Annotated in this window: 18 protein-coding genes; 8 read left to right on the forward strand and 10 right to left on the reverse strand. The window is 67.7% G+C overall.

Translation table 11 applies throughout. The features are described 5' to 3' along the window. Positions 1-118: 118 nt before the first annotated feature. The 3 genes from ACIQLD_RS04330 (at position 119) to nhaA (ending at position 3,534) form a co-directional block, all read left to right on the forward strand. Positions 119-1,858: a CocE/NonD family hydrolase gene (locus ACIQLD_RS04330; protein WP_402605442.1), complete on the forward strand. Its 1,740-nt coding sequence runs from the start codon at positions 119-121 to the stop codon at positions 1,856-1,858. A 153-nt stretch (positions 1,859-2,011) separates the two neighbouring features. Continuing rightward, a complete protein-coding gene (locus ACIQLD_RS04335) occupies positions 2,012-2,185 on the forward strand; it encodes a hypothetical protein (RefSeq protein WP_402605444.1) in 174 nt (57 codons plus the stop codon). Between the two features lie 68 nt (positions 2,186-2,253). After that, a complete protein-coding gene (gene nhaA / locus ACIQLD_RS04340) occupies positions 2,254-3,534 on the forward strand; it encodes a Na+/H+ antiporter NhaA (protein WP_402605446.1) in 1,281 nt (426 codons plus the stop codon). A 40-nt stretch (positions 3,535-3,574) separates the two neighbouring features. Here the strand turns inward: nhaA and ACIQLD_RS04345 are convergent, their stop codons facing one another. Further along, entirely contained in the window at positions 3,575-4,945 is a 1,371-nt protein-coding gene (locus ACIQLD_RS04345; protein WP_402605449.1) for a glutamate decarboxylase, read from the reverse strand. A gap of 291 nt (positions 4,946-5,236) precedes the next feature. On the opposite strand from ACIQLD_RS04345, the gene ACIQLD_RS04350 reads away from it, so the two are divergent. Together ACIQLD_RS04350 and ACIQLD_RS04355 are read left to right on the forward strand one after the other, a co-directional pair. After that, positions 5,237-5,731: a DUF1269 domain-containing protein gene (locus ACIQLD_RS04350; protein ID WP_402605452.1), complete on the forward strand. Its 495-nt coding sequence runs from the start codon at positions 5,237-5,239 to the stop codon at positions 5,729-5,731. 99 nt (positions 5,732-5,830) lie between these two features. Continuing rightward, the gene (locus tag ACIQLD_RS04355; RefSeq protein ID WP_402605455.1) at positions 5,831-8,185 is read left to right on the forward strand and encodes an arylsulfatase; all 2,355 of its coding nucleotides are present in this window, start codon (positions 5,831-5,833) and stop codon (positions 8,183-8,185) included. A 114-nt stretch (positions 8,186-8,299) separates the two neighbouring features. Here the strand turns inward: ACIQLD_RS04355 and ACIQLD_RS04360 are convergent, their stop codons facing one another. The 5 genes from ACIQLD_RS04360 to ACIQLD_RS04380 all read right to left on the reverse strand — a co-directional run bounded on the left by ACIQLD_RS04360 (position 8,300) and on the right by ACIQLD_RS04380 (position 14,391). Further along, positions 8,300-10,486: a heavy metal translocating P-type ATPase gene (locus ACIQLD_RS04360; RefSeq protein ID WP_402605458.1), complete on the reverse strand. Its 2,187-nt coding sequence runs from the start codon at positions 10,484-10,486 to the stop codon at positions 8,300-8,302. Between the two features lie 69 nt (positions 10,487-10,555). Then, positions 10,556-10,816 carry a YHS domain-containing protein gene (locus ACIQLD_RS04365; protein ID WP_402605461.1) on the reverse strand — a complete coding sequence of 87 codons (261 nt, stop codon included), beginning with the start codon at positions 10,814-10,816 and terminating at the stop codon, positions 10,556-10,558. 19 nt (positions 10,817-10,835) lie between these two features. Continuing rightward, a complete protein-coding gene (locus tag ACIQLD_RS04370; protein ID WP_402605464.1) occupies positions 10,836-13,163 on the reverse strand; it encodes a heavy metal translocating P-type ATPase in 2,328 nt (775 codons plus the stop codon). Between the two features lie 62 nt (positions 13,164-13,225). Continuing rightward, positions 13,226-14,182, reverse strand: a complete 957-nt coding sequence (locus ACIQLD_RS04375) for a heavy-metal-associated domain-containing protein (RefSeq protein ID WP_402605466.1) — start codon at positions 14,180-14,182, stop codon at positions 13,226-13,228. Then, on the reverse strand, positions 14,182-14,391 hold the full coding sequence (locus ACIQLD_RS04380) for a heavy-metal-associated domain-containing protein (RefSeq protein ID WP_402605469.1): 210 nt from the start codon (positions 14,389-14,391) through the stop codon (positions 14,182-14,184). The genes ACIQLD_RS04375 and ACIQLD_RS04380 overlap by 1 nt, the downstream gene beginning before the upstream one ends. Before the next feature lie 209 nt (positions 14,392-14,600). On the opposite strand from ACIQLD_RS04380, the gene ACIQLD_RS04385 reads away from it, so the two are divergent. Beyond that, complete coding sequence (locus ACIQLD_RS04385; protein ID WP_402605472.1) at positions 14,601-15,542, forward strand: HAD family hydrolase; 942 nt, start codon at positions 14,601-14,603, stop codon at positions 15,540-15,542. 57 nt (positions 15,543-15,599) lie between these two features. On the opposite strand, the gene ACIQLD_RS04390 is transcribed toward ACIQLD_RS04385, so the two are convergent. Genes ACIQLD_RS04390 through ACIQLD_RS04400 form a run of 3 tightly spaced genes read right to left on the reverse strand, consistent with a single transcriptional unit; the run spans position 15,600 to position 17,788 of the window. Continuing rightward, entirely contained in the window at positions 15,600-16,961 is a 1,362-nt protein-coding gene (locus ACIQLD_RS04390) for a hypothetical protein (protein ID WP_402605474.1), read from the reverse strand. 49 nt (positions 16,962-17,010) lie between these two features. After that, complete coding sequence (locus tag ACIQLD_RS04395; protein ID WP_402605477.1) at positions 17,011-17,352, reverse strand: SHOCT domain-containing protein; 342 nt, start codon at positions 17,350-17,352, stop codon at positions 17,011-17,013. A 1-nt stretch (position 17,353) separates the two neighbouring features. After that, positions 17,354-17,788 (reverse strand): DUF6325 family protein, encoded by a 435-nt coding sequence (locus tag ACIQLD_RS04400; protein ID WP_402605480.1) that lies wholly within the window; start codon positions 17,786-17,788, stop codon positions 17,354-17,356. Positions 17,789-18,003: 215 nt separating this feature from the next. Here ACIQLD_RS04400 and ACIQLD_RS04405 point away from each other — a divergent pair, with 215 nt between their 5' ends. Further along, the gene (locus ACIQLD_RS04405) at positions 18,004-18,390 is read left to right on the forward strand and encodes a hypothetical protein (RefSeq protein WP_402605483.1); all 387 of its coding nucleotides are present in this window, start codon (positions 18,004-18,006) and stop codon (positions 18,388-18,390) included. A gap of 4 nt (positions 18,391-18,394) precedes the next feature. Beyond that, complete coding sequence (locus ACIQLD_RS04410) at positions 18,395-18,841, forward strand: DUF6325 family protein (RefSeq protein WP_402605486.1); 447 nt, start codon at positions 18,395-18,397, stop codon at positions 18,839-18,841. 25 nt (positions 18,842-18,866) lie between these two features. On the opposite strand, the gene ACIQLD_RS04415 is transcribed toward ACIQLD_RS04410, so the two are convergent. Then, positions 18,867-21,413: a LuxR C-terminal-related transcriptional regulator gene (locus tag ACIQLD_RS04415; protein ID WP_402605489.1), complete on the reverse strand. Its 2,547-nt coding sequence runs from the start codon at positions 21,411-21,413 to the stop codon at positions 18,867-18,869. Between the last annotated feature and the right edge of the window lie 37 nt (positions 21,414-21,450).

Here is a 21,450-nt window from a genome sequence, read left to right on the forward strand (position 1 = left end):
CCTTCAATGTACGCCTCCCCCGACAGTTTCTCAACGCGTGTTGAGTTTTACTCGGATCGGACGTACGCTCGCAGCGACCCGAGATCCTGGGCCGCTTCTCCGAGATGAAGGAATCGCCATGTCCACCGAACAGAAGATCTTCACGCCTTCTCACCCGCTCCCCACCGGCCGAACCGGACTCCTCACTGCGTTCGCACCCGGCACCAGGGTGCTCGAAGCCGGTTACCAGATCGCGCCGCAGTTCCGCCCGCTCCCGGTCGACGTCGTCTTCGAGAAGGACGTAGCCGTGCAGCTCCGCGACGGCGTCACCATCTACATCGACGTCCTCCGCCCGGTCGGGTCGGAGACGGTGCCGGTGATCCTGGGGTGGAGCCCGTACGGCAAGGCACAGGGAACCTCGATGAGCGTCATGGGCGTCTTCGGGCTCGTCGGGCTCCCCGACTCCATCGTCTCCGGACTCGAGAAGTTCGAGGGCCCCGACCCCGCCTACTGGTGCGCCCGGGGATACGCCGTCTGCAACCCCGACATCCGTGGCGTCGTCGACTCCGAGGGCGACAGCGTGCTCTGGGACCGACAGGACGGACGTGACGCCTACGACCTCATCGAATGGCTCGCCGAGCAGGAGTGGTGCAACGGCAGAGTCGGGATGACCGGTACCTCCTACCTCGCCGTCTCGCAGTGGTTCGCCGCGGCCGAGCAGCCGCCGCACCTCGCCGCCATCAACCCCTGGGAAGGCGTCAGCGACGTCTACCGCGATCTCGTCCTGCGTGGCGGCATGCCCGACACCGGTTTCGCTCGCCAGCTGCAGGAAGGCAGTTTCTTCGGCAAGAACCGCAAGGAGGACATCCTCGCCGAAGTCGACGCGCACCCCCTGTTCGACGCACTCTGGTCCGAGAAGGTCCCCGAGTTCGACAGGATCACCGTGCCCGCCTACATCGTCGCGAGCTACTCCAACACCCTGCACACAGCAGGCACGTTCCGCGCCTGGCGGCGCATCGCCTCTGAACAGAAGTGGCTGCGCATCCACAACGGCCAGGAATGGCCCGACTACTACGACGAGGACAACGTCGAAGACCTCCGTCGCTTGTTCGACCACTATCTGAAGGGCATCGACAACGGATGGGAGTCGACGCCGCGCGTGCGCTACGCCGTGCTCGATCTCGCCGGAGGAGACAGGGTCAATGAGCCGGCGGATGAGTTCCCTCCGACCGACGCGGTCTCGACGAAGCTCTATCTCGACGCACGTACCCGACGCTTGACGCCCGAGACTCCGGTCGATGCCTCGACCGTCGCGTACGACGTCGACAAGAACCCGAACGCCGCGTCGTTCCTGCTCCGCTTCGACGACGTCACGGAACTCGTCGGGTATCCGAAAGCGCACCTGTTCGTGGAAGCCCGTGACGCCGACGACATGGACCTGTTCGTCCTGATCCAGAAGCTCGACGCCTACGGCACGCCTCTGCAGCAGTTCACCGTGCCCAACCAGAGCGCCATGGCTCACGACCTCACCGACCACGGCGCGACGATCCTCAAGTACAAGGGGTCCGACGCTCGACTGCGCGTCTCCGCACGCCACCTCGACGAGACGCTCACGACCGACGACGTGCCGGCGCACTCCTTCGATCGCGTCGAGAAGCTGTCTCCTGGCGAGATCGTCGAGATCGAGCTCGACCTGCTCCCGCTCGGGCTCGCCTTCGCCGCCGGCGATCAGCTCCGGTTCATCGTCAGCGCCCGCAACCTGCTGGGAACCCTGATGCCGGGCATCGAGGAGTACGTCCCCGTCAACCAGGGCGCGCACGTGATCCACACCGGCGCCGACCATGCGTCCTACCTGCAGGTGCCCATGCGAAAGGGGTGACGAGGGTGCGGCCCGCCCGGAATCACGTGGCGGAACGGCCGCCTCGTACGATCAGCGCAGAGGACCCCGCCCGGATGGACGGGGTCCTCTGCGTCCGGCACGGCTCCCCTCCGCGACCCGGAGTTTCTCAGCGGCTCCCGATAGGCTGGGGGCGTGCCCCTCCTCTCGATCGCCGGTTCGACGCGTGCCCCGCACCGTCTTCGCTCGGCGACCCCGATGAAGGAATGGATGCGTGTCATCCTGCACCCGGGCACGAACGGGTGGACCAGTGTGTGGGGCACCCTCTCGCACGGCGAGATCGCCGGCTGCCCGCCGCCACGGAACTAGACCACGCCTCGAACGGGGCGGTGGTCTTCTGCGCCATTCACCCCCTTCTCTCGCGTGAGGTCTTTTCCGTGTCCCCGAATTCTTCCCCTGCCCGTTTCTCCCTCGCCCCGCATGCGCTGTGGAACGGCATCCGTTCCAACGCCCGCAGCGACGTCTTCGGCGGGTCGCTCCTGCTCGCGGCGACTTTGGCGGCGCTGATCCTCGCGAACAGCCCGGCCGCCTCCTGGTACGAGTCCGTGCGCGACTTCACGTTCGGCATCCCGGAGCTGCATCTCGAACTCAGCATCGGCGCGTGGGCATCCGACGGACTGTTGGCGATCTTCTTCTTCGTGGTCGGTCTCGAGCTGAAAGAAGAGTTCATCGCCGGACGCCTGCGCGATCCGCGTCGGGCCGCTCTGCCGATCGCGGCTGCGGTGGGCGGCGTGGTGGTTCCCGCGCTCATCTTCGTCCTGATCAATGTCGCCAGCGGTACGGATGCGTTGCGCGGCTGGGCGATCCCCACGGCCACTGACATCGCGTTCGCCGTGGCCGTTATCGCGGTGGTCGGCAAGTTCCTGCCGCCCGCCCTGCGCGTGTTCCTGCTGACTCTCGCGATCATCGATGACCTCATCGCGATCACCATCATCGCGACGTTCTACACCGACACCATCAGCTTTCCGTGGTTGATCCTCGCGCTGCTTCCACTGGCGGGCTTCGCCGCCCTGGTGGCGAAGGGCGTGCGGGCGTGGTGGATCCTGGTCCCCCTCGCCATCGCGGTCTGGGTGTGCATCCACGCCTCCGGGGTCCACGCGACCGTCGCGGGAGTGCTGCTCGGCTTCGTCGTGCCCGTCACGGCGACCGAGCGCGCTCGGGTGCGGGTCGGCACGGACGACGCCGGTCGGCCGGTCTACGACGGCATGGCCGCGCACTTCGCCGACCGGTGGAGCATCGTGGCCACGCTGTTCGCGGTGCCGGTCTTCGCGTTCTTCGCCGCGGGTGTCACCGTCGGCGGGTGGGAAGGACTCACCTCCGCCTTCACCGACCCGATCACGATCGGGATCGTCGTCGGCCTCGTGGCCGGCAAGCCTCTCGGAATCCTGGCGACGACGTTCCTGCTGAGCCGCATACCCGCGCTGCGGTTGGACGAGACGTTGCGCTGGCCCGATCTGACCGGCATGGCCTTCCTCGCCGGCATCGGGTTCACCGTCTCGCTGCTCGTCGGCGAGCTCGCCTACGGATCGAGCTCCGTCGCCGACGAGCACGTGAAGATCGGCGTGCTGGTCGGGTCGTTCGTCGCCGCCGTCCTGGGCGGCATCGTCCTGGCGCGGAGTAACGCGCACGCCAGGACGACATCGGCGACGGTGCTCTGACCAGGACCGGACGGAAGGCGCACGGCGGCGAGCGCGTCCCTCAGTGGTGGAAGGCCGACCGCGGGTTGTCCGACGGCATCGGCGACTCGAGTGCGTCGAGATATGCGACCTCGGTCTCGATCGCCTGCAGCAGCTCTGCCGCGAGGTCCATGCTCAGACCGTTGCGGACGACGATGCGCTGCACCGTGATCTCCTCGAGGTCGGCGGGCATGGGGTACGCCGGGACCAGCCATCCCTTCATCCTGAGGCGATCCTGCAGATCGTAGAGCGTCCAGTTCTTGGTGTGGCCGTCCTTGAGGCGCCAGGCGAACACAGGGATGTCGCTGCCGTCGTTCCAGAGCTCGAACGCGTCGAGTTTCGCGATGCCGGCGGAGAGGTACTTCGCGACGTCCTGCGAGGCCTGCTGCACCGCACGGTATCCCTCGAATCCGAGGCGCAGGAACAGGTAGTACTGCAGCACCACCTGCGCACCCGGCCGGGAGAAGTTCAGGGCGAAAGTGGGCATCTCCCCGCCCAGGTAGCTGACCGTGAACACCAGGTCCTCCGGCAGCCACTGCGCATCACGCCAGACCACCCAGCCGAGCCCCGGGTACACGAGCCCGTATTTGTGACCCGACGTGCTGATCGAGTGCACCCGGTCGAGCCGGAAGTCCCACACCAGATCGGGCTGCAGGAACGGCGCGATCATCGCGCCGGAGGCACCGTCGACGTGGATGGGGATGTCGAGGCCGGTGCTCTTGTGGATCTCGTCGAGTGCGGCGGCGATCTCGGCGACGGGTTCGTACATGCCGGTGTAGGTCACTCCCATGATCGCGACGACACCGATCGTGTTCTCGTCGACGTACTTCGCCAGATCATGCCCGTCGAGCGTCTTGTGCTCCGCGCTGATCGGCACGTAACGGGGCTCCACATCGAAGTAGTTGCAGAACTTCTCCCAGCACACCTGCACCGCCGACGACATCACGAGGTTCGGCGTAGAGGCGTCTTTCCCGGCTGCACGCCTGGCGTGCTGCCACCGCCGCTTGAAGGCGAGGCCGCCCAGCATGCACGCCTCGGACGAACCGATCGTCGAGGTGCCGATGCTCTTCTCGGCATCCGGGGAATTCCACAGGTTCGCCAACATGTGCCAGCAGTTGTCCTCGATCGCCGCCGTCTGCGGATACTCGTCCTTGTCGATCATGTTCTTGTCGAACGACGCGGCGTAGACCTGCTTGGCGTCATCGTCCATCCAGGTGCTGACGAACGTCGCGAGGTTCAGCCGCGCGTTTCCGTCGAGGATCGTCTCGTCGTCCACGATCTGCTTCGCCGTGTCAGGAAGTGACTCGCCCGAGGGGATGACATGACGCGAAGTGAGCGTCGCCTCCCCCGGCCTCGTGAAGATCGGCTGGTCGTCGGTGGAGGGTGTGCTCATATCCGGAACCTCTCGCATCGCTGATGGCGTCACACCGGCGAGACGCTCGCTGGCTGACGCCGGTCGTGCCGTCCACTCTGGCAACGCCGGCGCCGCAGCGCTACTCGACTTTCTGCCACCTGCGCTCCGCCCAGAGACCGGCGAAGGTACCCCGGGTGAATTCGCGACGACGCCCGCGTTTCGCGAGAGGTCCGCGATTAGCCTGACCTGAAGCGGGAGCCACCGCGGAGTGGACTCCTGTCGTCAACGGCTGAGGGTGGTCGACTCAGCCCTGAACAAGGGAAGTCATCCATGGCAGAACTGATCGTCATCTCCTTCGATTCCGAGCCCCAGGCAGAAGGCGCCTACGACGAGATCCTGTCGCTGCAGAACGACCTGGTCGTCGAGCTCGCGGGCCTCGCGCTCGTCAAGGTCGATGAGAAGGGCAAGACCAAGGTCGAGTACCCGGGTGCCGCCGGCAACGTCGGCGTCGGAGCCGCGGGCGGTGCGCTCTTCGGCATGCTCATCGGTCTCCTGTTCTTCGTGCCGATCGCCGGCCTGCTCTTCGGAGGCCTCTTCGGTGCTCTGTTCGCCGGCCTCGACAAGAGCGGTATCGATGCCGAGTTCCGCGACCGGGTCAAGAGCACCGTCTCCGCCGGCAAGTCGGCCGTCGTCGTGTACGCGACGAAGATCACCGAGGACAAGTTCACCGCGGCACTCGCGCCGTTCAACGGCACGGTCGTCCAGACGTCCCTCTCCGCAGAAGACGAGAAGGAGCTCATCCACGACCTCGGCGGCGCCCAGTAGTCGATTCGCGCGGACACCGAGCACGGGGCCGGCTCCGTCCGACCCCGTGCTCGGTGTCCACCTCGCGATCCCACCCCCAAATGAGAAGAAGGAACCCCCATGACCGTGGAACTGCCCGGATCGATCCTGCCGCTGCCTGACCGCGAGTATCAGGGGCCGGTCGTCTTCGACGCGAAGAAGTCGGAGTCCGACTTCCCTCCCCTCGTCGCCAAGAGACCGCCCAAGAGCGCCCCCAACGTCCTCGTCATCCTCCTCGACGACGTGGGCTTCGGGGCATCGAGCGCCTTCGGTGGCCCGATCCACACCCCGACGGCCGAACGCCTCGCGAACGCCGGTCTGAAGTACACCCGATTCCACACCACCGCACTGTGCTCCCCCACTCGTGCCGCGCTGCTCTCCGGACGCAACCACCACGCAGTGGGCATGGGCCACATCACCGAGACGGCGACCCCGTCCCCCGGCTACCGCTCCACGCGTCCGAACTCGGCCGTTCCGCTGCCCGAGATCCTGCGTCAGAACGGCTACAACACCGCCCAGTTCGGAAAGTGCCACGAGGTGCCGGTGTGGGAGACGGGCCCGACCGGACCGTTCGACCACTGGCCGGCCTTCTCGGGCTTCGAGCGCTTCTACGGCTTCATCGGCGGCGAGACCAACCAGTGGACGCCGGCTCTCGTCGACGGCGTCACCGCGGTCGAACCGCCGACCGACGAGGACTACCACCTCATGCCCGATCTGGCCGACAAGACCATCGACTACATCCGGCAGCAGAAGAGCCTGACCCCGGACAAGCCGTTCTTCATCTACTTCGCACCCGGTGCGACGCACGCCCCGCATCACGTTCCGAAGGACTGGATCGCGAAGTACAAGGGCGCGTTCGACCATGGCTGGGACGCGCAGCGCGAGCAGACCTTCGCCCGGCAGATCGAGCTCGGCGTGATCGCTCCGGACTCGAAGCTCACCGAGCGTCCAGAGGGGCTGCCTGCCTGGGACGACGTCCCCGACGAGCAGAAGCCGATCCTCGCGCACCAGATGGAGGTCTACGCGGCGTTCCTCGAGTACGCGGACTTCCACACCGGTCGCGTCATCGATGCGCTGGAGGAGCAGGACATCCTCGATGAGACGCTCGTCTACTACATCATCGGCGACAACGGCGCGAGCGCCGAGGGCGGCATCAACGGCGCCTACATGCTGACGACCGCCTCCAACGGCGGCGGCCAGTTCGAGACCGTCGAGTTCTGGAACGAGCACCTCGACAAGGTCGGCGGTCCCGAGGCCTACAACCATTACTCCGTGGCGTGGGCACACGCAATGTGCACGCCCTACCAGTGGACCAAGCAGGTGGCGTCGCACTACGGCGGAACACGCAACGGGACCATCGTGCACTGGCCGAGCACGATCAAGGGATCCGGCGAGGTCAGGCACCAGTGGCATCACGTGATCGACCTCGCCCCGACCGTCCTCGACGTCGCCGGACTCGCCGAGCCGCACACCGTGAACGGGGTCACCCAGATCCCGATGCACGGCGTCTCGATGGCGTACACCTTCAACGCGCCGGACGCCGACGAACGGCACCTGACGCAGTACTTCGAGCTGATGGGCAACCGCGGCATCTACCACAAGGGCTGGACGGCCCAGACGAAGCACCGTACCCCCTGGGATGTCGTCTCGAAGGCGCCGGACTTCTCGGCCGACGTGTGGGAGCTGTACGACACCTCCGTCGACTGGACGCAGTCGAACAACCTGGCGTCCGAGCACCCGGAGAAGCTGGCGGAGATGCAGCAGATGTTCCTGATCGAGGCGGCACGACACAACGTGTTCCCCCTCGACGACCGGGCAGCAGAGCGCATGAATCCGGCGATCGCCGGCCGGCCGACCCTCGTCACGGGCGACAGGCTGCGGCTGTACCCAGGCATGATCCGCCTCGGCGAGAACGTCGCGCTGAACGTGAAGAACCGTTCGTACTCGGTCACCGCCCAGCTCACGGTCCCCGAAGACGGCGCGCTCGAGGGTGCCATCGTCGCACAGGGAGGCCGCACCGGCGGCTGGTCGTTCTTCGCGGAAGACGGCAAGCTCGGGTATCACTACAACTACTGCGGCCTGGTGCGCACGACGGTGTTCTCCGACGGGCAGATCGGCGGCGGCGACCACCTCGTGCGTGCCGAGTTCGCCTACGACGGAGGCGGGATCGGAAAGGGCGGCGAGGTCACGCTGTTCATCGACGGGACAGCGGTCGGCTCCGGACGCGTGGAGCACACGCACCCGCTGTACTTCTCCTTCGACGAGGGTCTCGACACCGGCGAGGACACCGGAATGCCCGCCTATGAGGGATACAAGGAGTGGGGCGGCAAGTTCAGCGGAACGATCGATTGGGCAGAGGTGGCTCTCGGCACCGATGACCACAACCACCTGATCGACCCCGAGGAGCACTTGAACGCGGCGCTGCGACACCAGTAGCACGCACAGAAACGACAGGAGGCCCCGTCCGGGTGGACGGGGCCTCCTGTCGTGAACGCCGGCCGGCAGGCGAGCCGAACGATCGCCGGGCGACCTTACGCCGCCTGATCCAGATCAGCGATCGAGGATCGCGCGGGTCGTCACCTCCGGGCGCAGATCGAGGCGACGCAGCAGTTGGGCGTTGAGAGCGACGACGATGGTCGACAGCGACATCAGGATCGCTCCGACCGACATCGGCAACACGAATCCGATCGGCGCGAGCACGCCGGCCGCGAGCGGCACCGAGAGCAGGTTGTATCCGGCGGCCCACCACAGATTCTGCTTCATCTTCCGGTACGCGGCCCGCGAGAGCTCGATGACGGAGAGCACGGAGCGCGGGTCGTCGCTCGCGAGGATGACTCCGGCTGAAGCGATCGCGACATCGGTACCGGCGCCGATGGCCAGACCCACGTCGGCCTGCGCCAGCGCGGGCGCATCGTTGACGCCGTCGCCGACCATCGCGACCTTGCGCCCCTCCCGCTGCAGCTCCTGCACCTTCGCGGCCTTGTCCTCGGGGCGCACTCCCGCGAAGAACCGGTCGATCCCGAGATCCGCCGCAACCGTCTGTGCGACGGCCTCGGCGTCGCCCGTGATCATGACGACCTGCACACCGAGCACATGCAGGGCGTCGACGGCTTCGCGGGATTCCGGACGTACCTCGTCGGCGAGCTTCAGCGCCCCGATCACTCGACCGTCCTGGACGACATGGAGGATGATCGCGCCATCCTCCCGCCACTGCTCGGCGACGGCGAGCTCGCGCCCCTGCTCCTCCGCGAGCAGGTGCGGGCCGCCCACGCGCACGGTCGTCCCCTCGACGGTCGCCGTGACCCCGACCGCCGGCGATGACGTGAAGTCGCGGCTCTGCGGCACGGAGAGGTTCTTCTCGGCGGCGGCACGGACGATCGCCTTCGCGAGCGGGTGCTCGCTGTCGGCTTCGGCAGCGGCGGCGAGCGCCAGCACTCGATCGGCATCGTGCGCGCCCGAGACGGACACCTCCGACACGACGGGCTCACCCTTGGTGAGGGTTCCGGTCTTGTCGAACAGCACGGTGTCGACGGTGCGCATGCTCTCCAGCGCCAGTCGGTCCTTCACCAGCACTCCGCCGCGAGCCGCGCGCTCCGTGGCGATCGAGACGACGAGCGGGATCGCCAGACCCAGCGCATGCGGGCAGGCGATCACGAGGACGGTGATCGTACGGATGACTGCCGCGTCAGGGAGCCCGACGAGGGTCCACACGATCGCGGTGATCGCCGCCGAACCCAGCGCGAACCAGAACAGCCACCCCGCGGCGGTGTCCGCAAGGCGCTGGGCTCGCGAGGACGAGCTCTGCGCCTCGGTCACCAGACGCTGGATGCCGGCGAGGGTGGTGTCGTCTCCGGTCGCGGTGATCTGCACGCGGAGCCCGGAGTCGGTGGCGACGGTGCCGGCGGTGACCTGGTCTCCCGCACCGCGCGCGACCGTGCGAGACTCCCCCGTCACCATCGACTCGTCCATCGACGCCCGGCCGTCGACGATGCGCCCGTCGGCTGGAACGCTTCCGCCCGGACGAACGACGACGATGTCGCCGACCACCAGATCTGCGGGTGAGACGATCACGACCTGTCCGTCCTCCACGCGTTCGGCCTCATCCGGCAGGAGAGCGGCGAGCGAGTCGAGTGCAGAGGTGGTCTGCGCGAGAGAGCGCATCTCGATCCAGTGCCCGAGCAGCATGATCACGATGAGGAGGGCCAGCTCCCACCAGAAGTCGAGCTCGTGGTGGAGGATGCCGAGACTCGCCCCCCACGATGCGAGGAAGGCCACCGTGATCGCCAGGCCGATGAGCAGCATCATGCCGGGCTTGCGCGCGCGGATCTCGCTGACGGCACCCACGAGGAAGGGCTTGCCTCCCCACACGTACATCACGGTTCCCAGCACGGGCGAGACCCACACCAGGCCGGGGATGTCGGGAAGGGCATAGCCGAGGATCATCGCGAACATCCCCGACAACGCGACCGTCGGCACGGCGAGGGCGAGCATGATCCAGAAGAGCCGCCGGAACTGTCCGACGTGATCTGCGTGCCCCGCGTGACCGTCGTGACCGTCATGACCCGCGTGCCCGGCATGGGAGTCGTGCACGGCAGCACCGTGAAGGCCGTGCAGCTCTTCGGCGTCGCCGCTCCCGTCGTGCGACGGGTCGTGCGCGGTGCTGTCGTGTCTCGGAATGCTCTCGTGCTGTGGAGTGCTCTCGTGTCTCGGAGTGCTCTCGTGTCGTGGAGTGCTCATTGACCTCTCCTCCTCGGAAAGACGTTGCCGTGCAGAACCGCGGGCGCGGTCCTGCACGGGGGGAACGGGTCAGGCTGCGGTGACGTACTTCGCCGGATCGGCGTCGAACGCCGGGCCGCATCCTGCGCAGCAGAAGTAGTAGCGCGTGCCCTCGTAGTCGCGGAACAGACCGGCGGCCTCGGCGTCTGCGATGACGACAGCGCTGCCGACCATCACCGGGCACTCCGCCGTCGCGCCGACGGTCGGCGCCAGCAGATCCTGACGACCGTCGGCGGAGACCGCACCGTTGCTGTTGACACTGCAGCAGGACTCTGCGGGGGAATCGGACATGAGGTGCTCTCTTTCGGTTTCAGTGGGTTCCTGCGGGGACTGCCGGTGTCGCGCGTTCCCGCGTCGCACCGCTCCCTGCCGGAGAGGGGTCCACCGCCTGGCTCCGGAAGGAACGCAGGCGGAGGCTGTTGCCGACGACGAAGACGCTGGAGAACGCCATCGCCGCACCGGCGAGCATGGGGTTGAGCAGGCCGAGCGCTGCGAGCGGGATCGCCGCGACGTTGTACGCGAAGGCCCAGAACAGGTTGCCCTTGATCGTGCCCAGGGTCCTGCGGGACAGACGGATGGCGTCTGCGGCACTGCGCAGATCTCCGCGGACCAGGGTGATGTCGCTGGCTTCGATCGCCACATCGGTCCCCGTGCCCATCGCGAGCCCCAGATCGGCCTGCGCGAGAGCGGCGGCGTCGTTCACGCCGTCTCCGACCATCGCGACGACCCTGCCCTCGTGCTGGAGCCGGATGACGACGTCGACCTTCTCCTTCGGGAGCACCTCGGCGATGACCTCGGTGATGCCCACCTCGGCCGCGATCTGCTCGGCCACCGCACGATTGTCTCCGGTGAGGAGGATGGGCGTCAGACCCAGGCTCTTCAGCTGCGAGATGGCCTGAGCGCTGGTCGGCTTCACCGTGTCGGCGACGACGAGCACGCCCCGCGCCTCGCCGTCCCATCCGACCGCGATGGCGGTCTTGCCCTGACTCTCGGCCTCCCCCTTCACGGCGGCGAGCTCGGGGGGAAGGTGGTGCGACCACTCCGCCAGCAGCGATTCCCGGCCCACGAGCACCGCGTGACCGTCGACGACTCCCTGAACGCCCTTGCCTTCGACGTTGACGAAGTCCTCGGGCACGGGAAGAACACCGATCTCCTGAGTCGCGGCCTTGGCCACCGCCTGGGCGATGGGGTGCTCCGACGCGTCTTCCACCGCGCCCGCCAGCCGCAGGAGCTCGCGCCGGTCGACGCCCTCCGCAGTGTGCACCGCGGTGAGCGTCATCTTGCCGCTGGTCACGGTTCCGGTCTTGTCGAGCACGACAGTGTCGACCTTACGGGTGGATTCGAGCACCTCGGGGCCCTTGATGAGGATCCCCATCTGCGCTCCGCGTCCCGTCCCCACCAGCAGTGCCGTCGGAGTGGCGAGGCCCAGCGCGCAGGGGCAGGCGATGATGAGCACGGCGACGGCGGCGGTGAAGGCGGCGGATGCCGGGAATCCGGCCCCCAGCCAGGCACCGAGCGTGGCGAGGGCGATCGCGATGACGATCGGCACGAAGATCCCGGAGACACGGTCGGCGAGGCGCTGCACCTCGGCCTTCCCCGTCTGCGCATCCTCGACCAGCTTCGCCATCTGCGCCAGCTGGGTGTCGGAACCGACACGCGTCGCACGGACGACCAGGCGGCCACCCGCGTTCACGGTCGCGCCGGTCACGGCGTCGCCTTCACCCACCTCGACCGGCACCGACTCGCCGGTCAGCATCGAGGCGTCGACGGCCGATGTCCCCGAGACGATGATCCCGTCGGTGGCGATCTTCTCGCCGGGCCGCACGACGAACTCGTCTCCGGGCTTCAGTTCTGACGTGGGAATCCGCATCTCGATGCCGTCGCGGATCACGGCGACGTCCTTGGCGCCGAGTTCGAGCAGTGCGCGCAGCGCTGCCCCGGCCTGGCGCTTGGAGCGCTTCTCGAAGTAGCGTCCGGCGAGGATGAACATCGTCACTCCCGCACCGACCTCGAGGTAGATGTTCGCAGCGCCGTCGCTGGGCGCCACGGTCAGCTCGAACGGGTGCGTCATCCCGGGGACTCCCGCGGTCCCGAAGAACAGCGCGTAGAGCGACCACAGCAGTGCGGCGATCGTCCCCATCGAGATCAGGGTGTCCATCGTCGCCGCGCCGTGGCGGAGATTCGTCCACGCCGCCTTGTGGAACGGCCACGCCGCCCACACGATGACCGGACCGGCGAGCGCGAGCGAGAGCCACTGCCAGTAGATGAACTGGAGCGCCGGGATCATCGCCATCGCGATGACCGGGACCGTCAGGACGATCGAGGCGATGAGCCGGTGCTTGAGGCTCGTCAGTTCGGCGTCGGGGGCATCTCCCGCATCGTCCTGCGGCGTGGGCGTTGCAGGGGCGGGAAGGGCTGCGGTGTATCCGGTCTTCTCCACCTCCGCGATGAGCACAGCCGGATCGAAGCCGGCCGGCGCGGTCACCTTGGCCTTCTCCGTGGCATAGTTCACGGTCGCGGTGACCCCGTCCAACCGATTGAGCTTCTTCTCGATCCGCATCGCGCACGATGCGCAGGTCATGCCGCCGATCTCCAGCTCCACGCTGGCCGGTGCGGCCGCGGACTGCGTGTCCGTCATGGTGATCTCCTCGATCCTTGCGCTCCGCGTCCGAGAACGTGGAGAGAGTGGTGCCGTGCGGTTCAATGCCCGCCGTGGTCGTCGCCCGTGTCGTTCGACGACGGGTCTGCGGGAGTCGCGTCCAGGACGAACGGTGCCGTGTGGACCTTCCCGTCGACCTGGAAGTCGAGGTAGAGCAGGTACCGACCGGCAGTGGGGGCCTGCGCGGTGAAGACCACCTCGGGACCGGCGACGTCACCCGGTTCGGGCTCATCGCCGTGCGCGTGCACGTGCAGGTAGGCCAGATCTCCTTCGCGGAGGGCGACCAGATGTCCGAATGCGCCCAGGTACGGCTCGAGCGCGGTGACGGGCACCCCGTCGCGCGTGACGTCGACCGTCAGCTCGCTTCCCGCACCGGCGACGAGGTCTCCGCTGATCGACACGTCGAACCCGTCGACGGTCGCGGTGGTCCTGGTCTCGGTCGGGGGCTGCGGAGTGAAAGGCCCGCCCACATCGACCGTCCGTGAGAGCGTCACCCCGAGCCCACCCGATGCGGTGAAGTCGGCGTACACCCGGTAGGTGCCGGCAGCGTCCCAGGTCCACGGCAGCGACCATGTGCCCGTTCCGGCATCGAGTACGGGATGCACATGCCGGTACCGGCTGCCGTCGCTGCGCACCACGATCAGGTGGAGCTGCTTGCCGTGGGCCGTCTCGTATGAGGTGACCGGTTCGCCGTCGGCACCTCGGACGACGAAGGAGAGTTCCCCCTCGATCCCGGTCTCCCCCGGGGCCGAGATCACGCCGATGGTGTATCCGGATGCGGCGATCGTCACTCCACTCACGTCTGTTCCCTGCTCTTTCCCGTTGTCCGTCTTCTGCCCGGCAGCTTCAGCCGACTGCTCATCATGACCGGCTCCCCCACGCTCCATCCAGGAGGCCACGGCGCTGTCGGGGACGAGGGCGCCGGCCGCCGCGAACGCGACGCCGAAGACCAGCACGAGACCCGCGCCGTAGATGCCGAGACGGCCTGCGGTGTTCATCAGGCGCGTACTGCCTGGTAACCCGCCTCGTCGACGGCCGCGAGGATCGCCGCGTCGTCGACAGGCTCTGCGCTGGTCACGACGAGCCTGCCGGTCTGCGCGCTGACGTCGATCGCGTCGACACCGGGAACCTGGCCGACCTCGCCGCGGATCGCGACCTCGCAGTGACCGCAGCTCATTCCGCTCACCTGGTACTCGCTCGTGCTCATGACGATTCCTCTCTCCGTTCAACATACCCGGGTGGGGTACTCCTTCGGGTCAACCCTATACCCTCCAGGGGTATTCCCGTCAACCGTGGGCGTCCGCTCTCGAGCGCACGCGACATCACCCACCCGGGGTGACGACGACCTGTCGAGCACGCCGAGACGATGCCACGCTGGTGTTTCCGCCGGCATTCGACGAGACACGAGGATCACACATGACCACCCACCCCTCCCTGTCCTCCTGGCGCGACACGCGCACGCTCCGAGACATCGAGGCGTTCGTCGCCTCCGTGACCGCAGGACCCGACGCCGTGCCCGTCGAGGAGCGCATCGCGGTGTTCGACAACGACGGGACCCTGTGGTCGGAGAAGCCGATGATCACGCAGCTGCACTACGTCGTCGAGCAGTGGCGCGCAGCGGCGGAGAGCGCACCCGAACTCGCCGAAAGACAGCCGTACCTCGCCGCCGTGAGCGGTGACTTCGAGTGGCTGGGCACGGCGATCGACAAGCACTACGGCGGTGACGACTCCGACCTCAAGATCATCATCCAGGCGCTGGTGGGACTCACGGACGGAATGAGCGTGGAGGACTACGCGGCATCGGTCGCGGAGTTCTACCGCACCGCACAGCATCCGACCTTGAAGCGGCCCTACGCCGAGACGGTGTACCAGCCGATGGTCGAGCTGCTCAGGTATCTGGAGCACCACGGGTTCACCTGCTACATCGTCTCGGGAGGTGAACGTGATTTCATGCGTCCGATGACACAGGCCAACTACGGGATCCCCCCGGAACGCGTGGTCGGGTCGGCTTTCGGCCTCGCGTGGGACGAGGCCGAAGCGACCGTGCGGTACTCGTCCTCTCTTGCCTTCTTCGACGACGGTCCCGAGAAGCCGATCCGCATCTGGACCCGCATCGGTCGACGCCCCCTGCTCGTGGGTGGCAACTCCAACGGCGACACGGCGATGATGGATTTCGCGCGCCGCGGTCCCCGGCCGGGGTTCGCGCTCCTCGTCCACCACGACGATCCTTCACGTGGCGACATCCCCTACGACGCGGGCGCCGAGAAGGCTCTCGCCGATGCTGCGGACAAGGGCTACACCGTCGTGAGCGTGAAGGACGACTGGGAGAAGATCTTCCCCGACTCCACGCACGCCTGAGATGTCATGGGGAACGCCCGGCGGAGGATCATCGCCGGGCGTTCTCCGCTCCCTCGCTCAGGGCACCTCGGAAACAGTGGTCTCTGCGGCTTCTGTCCCCTCCGCCTCGTCGACCGTCGGCTCTTGTGTCGTCGAAGCGATCACCGCGCCGTGGGGCCGCCTGAGCAGCTCGACCACGATCGCGAAGACGATGAGCCCGACGGTCACCCCGAACACCGCACCGAACGAGACCGGCCTCGTCGTCATGAGGATGAGGAGCGCGAGCGCCAGCCCGACCAGGAGGATCGGTCCGTGGAAGCGATCGATCGCGACGCCGAATCGTCCGGTCGACAGGCCTCGTCGCTCCCAGGTCCTCCGGATCGCCGAGAAGCCGCTCTCCAGGATTGCGCGCGTGGTCACGGCACTTCGGCTCGATCCGGCCAGCCACGCCCACACGGCGACGAGCACTCCGACCAGGGCGAGCGCCACGATCGTCGAGCTCAGCAGCGAGGTGACTTCGTCGAACAACGACTGGGCGGCCGCCGCCGTCATGATCGACGGGCTCACAGCACCGACGAAGAAGGTCCGTCCGATGCCCATCCCCGCTGAGAGGAGCAGGAACGCGACCGCGAACGCCGCGCTGGTCCACAAGAGCGCACGCGCGCGATTCCTGGCGAGCAGGATGCCGGCGACGACGAGACCGAGCACGAGCCACGGCATCCAGAATCCGGCGGCGACGGCGATCTGGTAGATGGTGCGCACCAAGACGAGGGCATCCGCCTGTGCGATGGGAACCGACCGGTCGATCTCCGGGATGAGGTCGGCGAATCCGACGCCGCGATCCGTGAGCACCGCTTTCACACGCTCGACGACCTGACCGAGGTCGATCGAGAGCACTCCGTCGTCGGCGAGCTGCAAGGCGGTATCCGGGCTGTTCTGCAGGATCGCGACGGCGCGTTCATGGGTGATGCGCAGCGTCTGCGCCCAGATGTCGGCGAACTGGTCCGACGCCACCACGTCATGGATCACACCGTCGACGAGGGAGGTCAGCCCGCTGGCCGCCGGAGCCTCCAGCAGCGACAGCGCGGAGGAGGCACGGGGCGGAAGATCGAGTTCGCGGATCCCGTCGAACACCTCTCCGACGATCGCGTCGAAGTCCACCTGCTCGTGGATCGCCGTGCTGACCTGGTCCGCGACGAAGTCCTGCACGTCAGGGTCTTCGGCCAGAGGCGCGAACGTCGCGACGAAGCGGTCGGCATCCACGAGCTGCACCCGCGCCCAGGTCCCCATCGCGGCGATCGGGGCCAACAGCACCGCGAGTGTCAACACGATTCCCGCGACGATGCTTCTGGCCGCCGGACGACGACGGGGCTTCTTGAGGGTCTCGTTCTCCCGTTCGAGGAGGAGGACGCGTGCGCGCAGATCGTCCAGTTCACTCATTCGTTCTCCTCGTCTCGACCGTCGTTCAGCCGACGCATCACCGGTCTCGTCAGCCCAGGAGCTTCTGCTTCGCCGCGGCGAACTCCGCCTCGGAGAGCACGCCGGAGTCCTTGAGAGACGCGAGCTGCTGCAGCTTCGCGATCAGGTCGTCCCCCTGGGCGGGCGCGGCTGGTGGCGGGGACGAGTACTGGGAAGCTGCGTTCTGAGCCGCCGCGTCGATCTGCGCCTGCTGTTGAGCGGCCTCGTACTGCTCCTGCTCGTACTGACCCTGTGCGCGCTCCTGCTGATGCCGAGACATGGCGCCGCCGACGGCGGTCGCGGTTCCCGCGACCACGGCGGTCCTGGCCGCGAGGCCGATCAGGCCCGGCCGCCCGAATCTTCTCAAGGGCATGTCATTCACCTTCCTGGTCGAGGATGTCCATCATGGCGTTCACCACGGGTGCGGGAACGCGCTCACTGCGCAGCACCTGCCCGCCCGCGGCGGCGAGGTTCTGTGCGAGTGTGCGGGCGAAGGCGAGCTCCAGCACGACCAGGGCGGCCGACTGCCCCGGGGCGAGCGCACCCGCCAACGCCTCGACGTCCTCTTCGCCTGCGAGACCCGCCGCGATCGGTTCGAAGTCGCCGAGATCCAGGGTTCCGTCGTCGTCGTCGAGTTCGACGATCTCGACTTTCCCGGTCTCGGACTTCGCGAGCACGACGAAGTCGAGCAGGCGCACGACGCCGCTGTCGACGAGGTCGGTCAATGCGCGGAACGTCGCAGGGTCCGGACGGGCTCCTTCGAACCCCACGAGGTAGAACTCGGCGGGGCCGAAACGGAAGTCATTCATGGGAAGTCCTCTCTCACGGGGCACGTGGACCGCGACTGTGGACCATGCTCGCATCGCCATGCCCGGCACGGGCAGCACTCTCACCCGTAGCGGATGAGTGCCTCGTCCCCCGGCGTCGGCACAGGGGTCGCCCGATCAGGGTGAGCGACTCCCCCGCGCGCCGATGCTCCCTGACACCATCGCGGTACGCAATCACTCAACGAAAGAGGTGCGACATGTCCATTTGGGAAAGCTTCTGGGACATCATCTGGTGGTTCTTCTGGGTCTTCGTGTTCGTCTCCTACCTGATGGTGCTCTTCAACATCGTCGCCGACCTGTTCCGCGACCACACGCTCAACGGCTGGTGGAAGGCCGTGTGGATCATCTTCCTCATCTTCGTCCCCTTCCTCACGGCGCTCGTCTACCTGATCGCGCGCGGCAGGGGCATGGGCGAGCGGAGCGCCTCCGCCTACCGGGACCAGCAGCACGCCGCCGACTCCTACATCCGCAGCGTCGCCGGTTCCAGCCCGAGCGACGAGATCGACAAGGCATCGAAGCTGCTCGCCGCGGGGACCATCACCCCGGACGAGTTCGCGGCCATCAAGACCCGCGCTCTGAGCTGACGTCGTGGCCGAGGTGGTCGATGTGACGAGCCTGCAGGCGCTCGGAGACGTCGAGTTCGTCGCCGTGCGCCTCGCGGGCGACCGCCTCGGCCCGAACCTCCTCGAGGCATTGCTGCGGCAGGTGGAGGCCGGCACCGTCCGCCTTCTCGACTTCCTGGTGATCGAGCGGCTCAGCCTCGAGGAACACCGGATCGTCGAGGTCGACCGTGATGAGTTCGCACTCGCCGGCCTCACCCTCGAGACTCCCGGTCTCGTCGGCGAGGATGATGCGCGCCACTTCGCGGCGAGGGTTCCCCCCGGCGCACGCGCGGCGCTCATCCTCGTGGAACCGACCTGGGTCGAGCGGTTCGCCCGCGACGTCGACCGTCGCGAGGACCGCATCCTCGCGACCCAACCGATTCCCGCCTCGATCGCGAACACGATCCTCGCGTCGGCGCTGCGCCAGGTGTGAGGCCACGCACGGACCACCGTCTCCGTCAGACGGTGGTCCGCACGGCCTCGCGCCGCGACGACACCCCGAGTTTGCGGTAGATCGCACGCTGGTGGGTCTTCACGGTGTTGATCGACACCGAAAGTTCCTGCGCGATCTCGTGCAACGTGCGCGCGGTCTGGAGTTGTTGGAACACATCACGCTCCCGTTCGGAGAGGGCGTCAACGAGCGACCCGGACGTGTCCGCAGCGAGACAGCCGCCGATGAAATCCTCGAACTGCGTACCGAAGTGCACGTGTTCGCCGAGCAGCTTGCGCACCGCGGTCTCACGCGGTCCGAAAGGAAGGCGGATGTTCTCGGCCGAGGCGACGGCGACGGCTGCCTCGCACAGTTCGTGTGCCTCGTCGGGGTGTCCGGCATGACGGCGCAGCAGCGCTGCAGTGATGAGCGTCGCCGACTTCACATACGACACCTCCCCGAAAGCCCGCAGTGATCGCAGCATCTCCAACGCGGCCGAGTACTCGCCGGCCCGGCGCAGCACCCCCGCCAGCGCGACGTTGACGACGGGAAGGTCCGGGCAGTTCACGTACCGGCGCGCGATGCGCATCGCCCGGTCCTGCCGACCGACGGCCTCTTCGAGCAGGGCGACCGACGATTCGCGGAACGCCGGCCAGGATATGCCGTGCACGACCTCCAGCGGGATGTCCTGGATCCCGATCGCCGCTCGGCGGCAGACGGCGACGTCTCCGGTCTCCGCCGCCGCATAGGCGATCATCATCCGTGCCACGCTGGTGAAAGAGCGGTCGGAGCTGCCGTTCGCGATCACCGTCCCGAACTCGCGGATGGCGTCGACGAGCTCACCCGACCAGTAATAGACGAACCCTGCGGCTGCGGCAGCGCTGCCGCCGGCGTAGGTGCTCCAGGGAAGACCGACGTCCTCCGCCTCACGCACGCGAGTGAGCGACTGCCGGGCATCGGTGAGGCGACCCGCCCAGGTCTGGCCGAAGGCGAGGTGCCCCTGTGCGCGCTTCGCGAGTTCGCGATCTCCGGAGCCGTGCGCTTCCCTGGCCGCCGCGGAGAAGTACTCGAGCGGGATCAGGGGATTGCCCCGATGCCGGATCTCGGTCCACCCCAGCAGGTAATTGAGTGCGGCGCGGTCGCTCAGCTCGGTCGAGTCGTCATCGAGCAGCATCTGCCGCACCCTCGCGCTCGCGCTCGCGACCTCTGCCCGCTCGTCGGCGATGAACAGTCGGGCGATCTGCAGGACAGCGGGCTCATCGGCGTCGGCCGATCGAGCGATCATCGCCTCCGCGCGCCGGAACAGCTCCCGGGCCACGCGATGATCGCCGAGCACGTCGCTCGCGCAGGCACGCACGAGCAGCACTTGTGCGTCGTCTGGCATGCGCCGCAGCATCTCGGTCGCGGTGCGCTCGACCTCGTCGGCTCTGGCCCCGACCACGAGCCCGAGCCAGTGCCGAAGAAGGGTTGCGCGCGCGGTCGAGACGTCGGACGCCTGGAGCGAGTGGGCGATCGACGCCGTCGGATCCGTCGACTCCAGGGCGGCCGCTGCGCGGCGATGGCATGCGTTCGCGCGAGGGGCGTCCAGGCCCACGATCTCGGCGCAGCGCCGGGCGAAGGCGGCATGCCATCGATACACGACGCCATGAGGACCCTCGAAGCGGTCGAGGAACAGACCGAGTCGCACACAGGTCTCCAGCAGGGCGGCGGCGTCGAGACGCCCGGTGACCGCAGCGGCCAGCTCGGGAGTGAGCTCGCCGCAGACGCTCGCCTCGAGGACGAAGTCCGCGACGTCGGGGGGAAGACTCCCGAGCACATGCTCCTTCACGTAACTGCCCAGGAAGCTCGAGGCGCTCTGCGCGCGTGCGTCCGGCCTCGCTCCGCCGATCATCATCAACCTGACGGCGATCGGCCACCCCTGGGTCTCTTCGAGGATCGTCTCGGGAGCGAGGTCGACCTCTTCCCCGTCGAGCAGCACCCGCACCTCCTCCCCCGTGAAGCTGAGGGTGTCGGCGCCAACGAAGGCCTCAGGGTGCATGAGCCGATGCCGGGAGAGTGTCAACTCCAGCAGTGTCGTTCCCACCAGCACGACGTGCAGACCGTCCGGCGCCTGCTCCGCGAGCATGCCGAGGATCCCCCTGCCCCAGTGCTCGCCTGCACGCTGCGCATCGTCGATGATCAGATGCACGCGCTCGTCCGAATCCTGCAGCGCCCTGCAGATCTCCTCGTACGCCCGGTCAGGATCGTCCAGATCACGGTCGAGGTCGAGAGCACGCCCGGAACGCTCGGCACCGGCGATCAGGGCGTTGACGACACCCTGGGTCAACCGGGACGGGTCGGAGTCGAACGTGTGGAGCCCGAGCCATGCGACCTGATCGAGACCCGTGGCCCAATCGGCGACCGAGATCGTCTTCCCGAATCCGCTCGGGGCGCTGATCACTGCCAACTGCGCGTTCGCGACGGCCTGCGCTATCGCCGCGCTCACCCGATCGCGACGGATGGCGCCCGGTTGGGGGGCCGGTGGCCGGAAACGCACCGCGGGTCCCGGCCTCGTCGAGCGTACGGGGTGCGACATGGCACCAAAGCTAGCGGCGTGGGGAGCACCCCTCAAG

Source organism: Microbacterium sp. NPDC091662, from assembly GCF_044756705.1.
GTDB lineage: Bacteria > Actinomycetota > Actinomycetes > Actinomycetales > Microbacteriaceae > Microbacterium.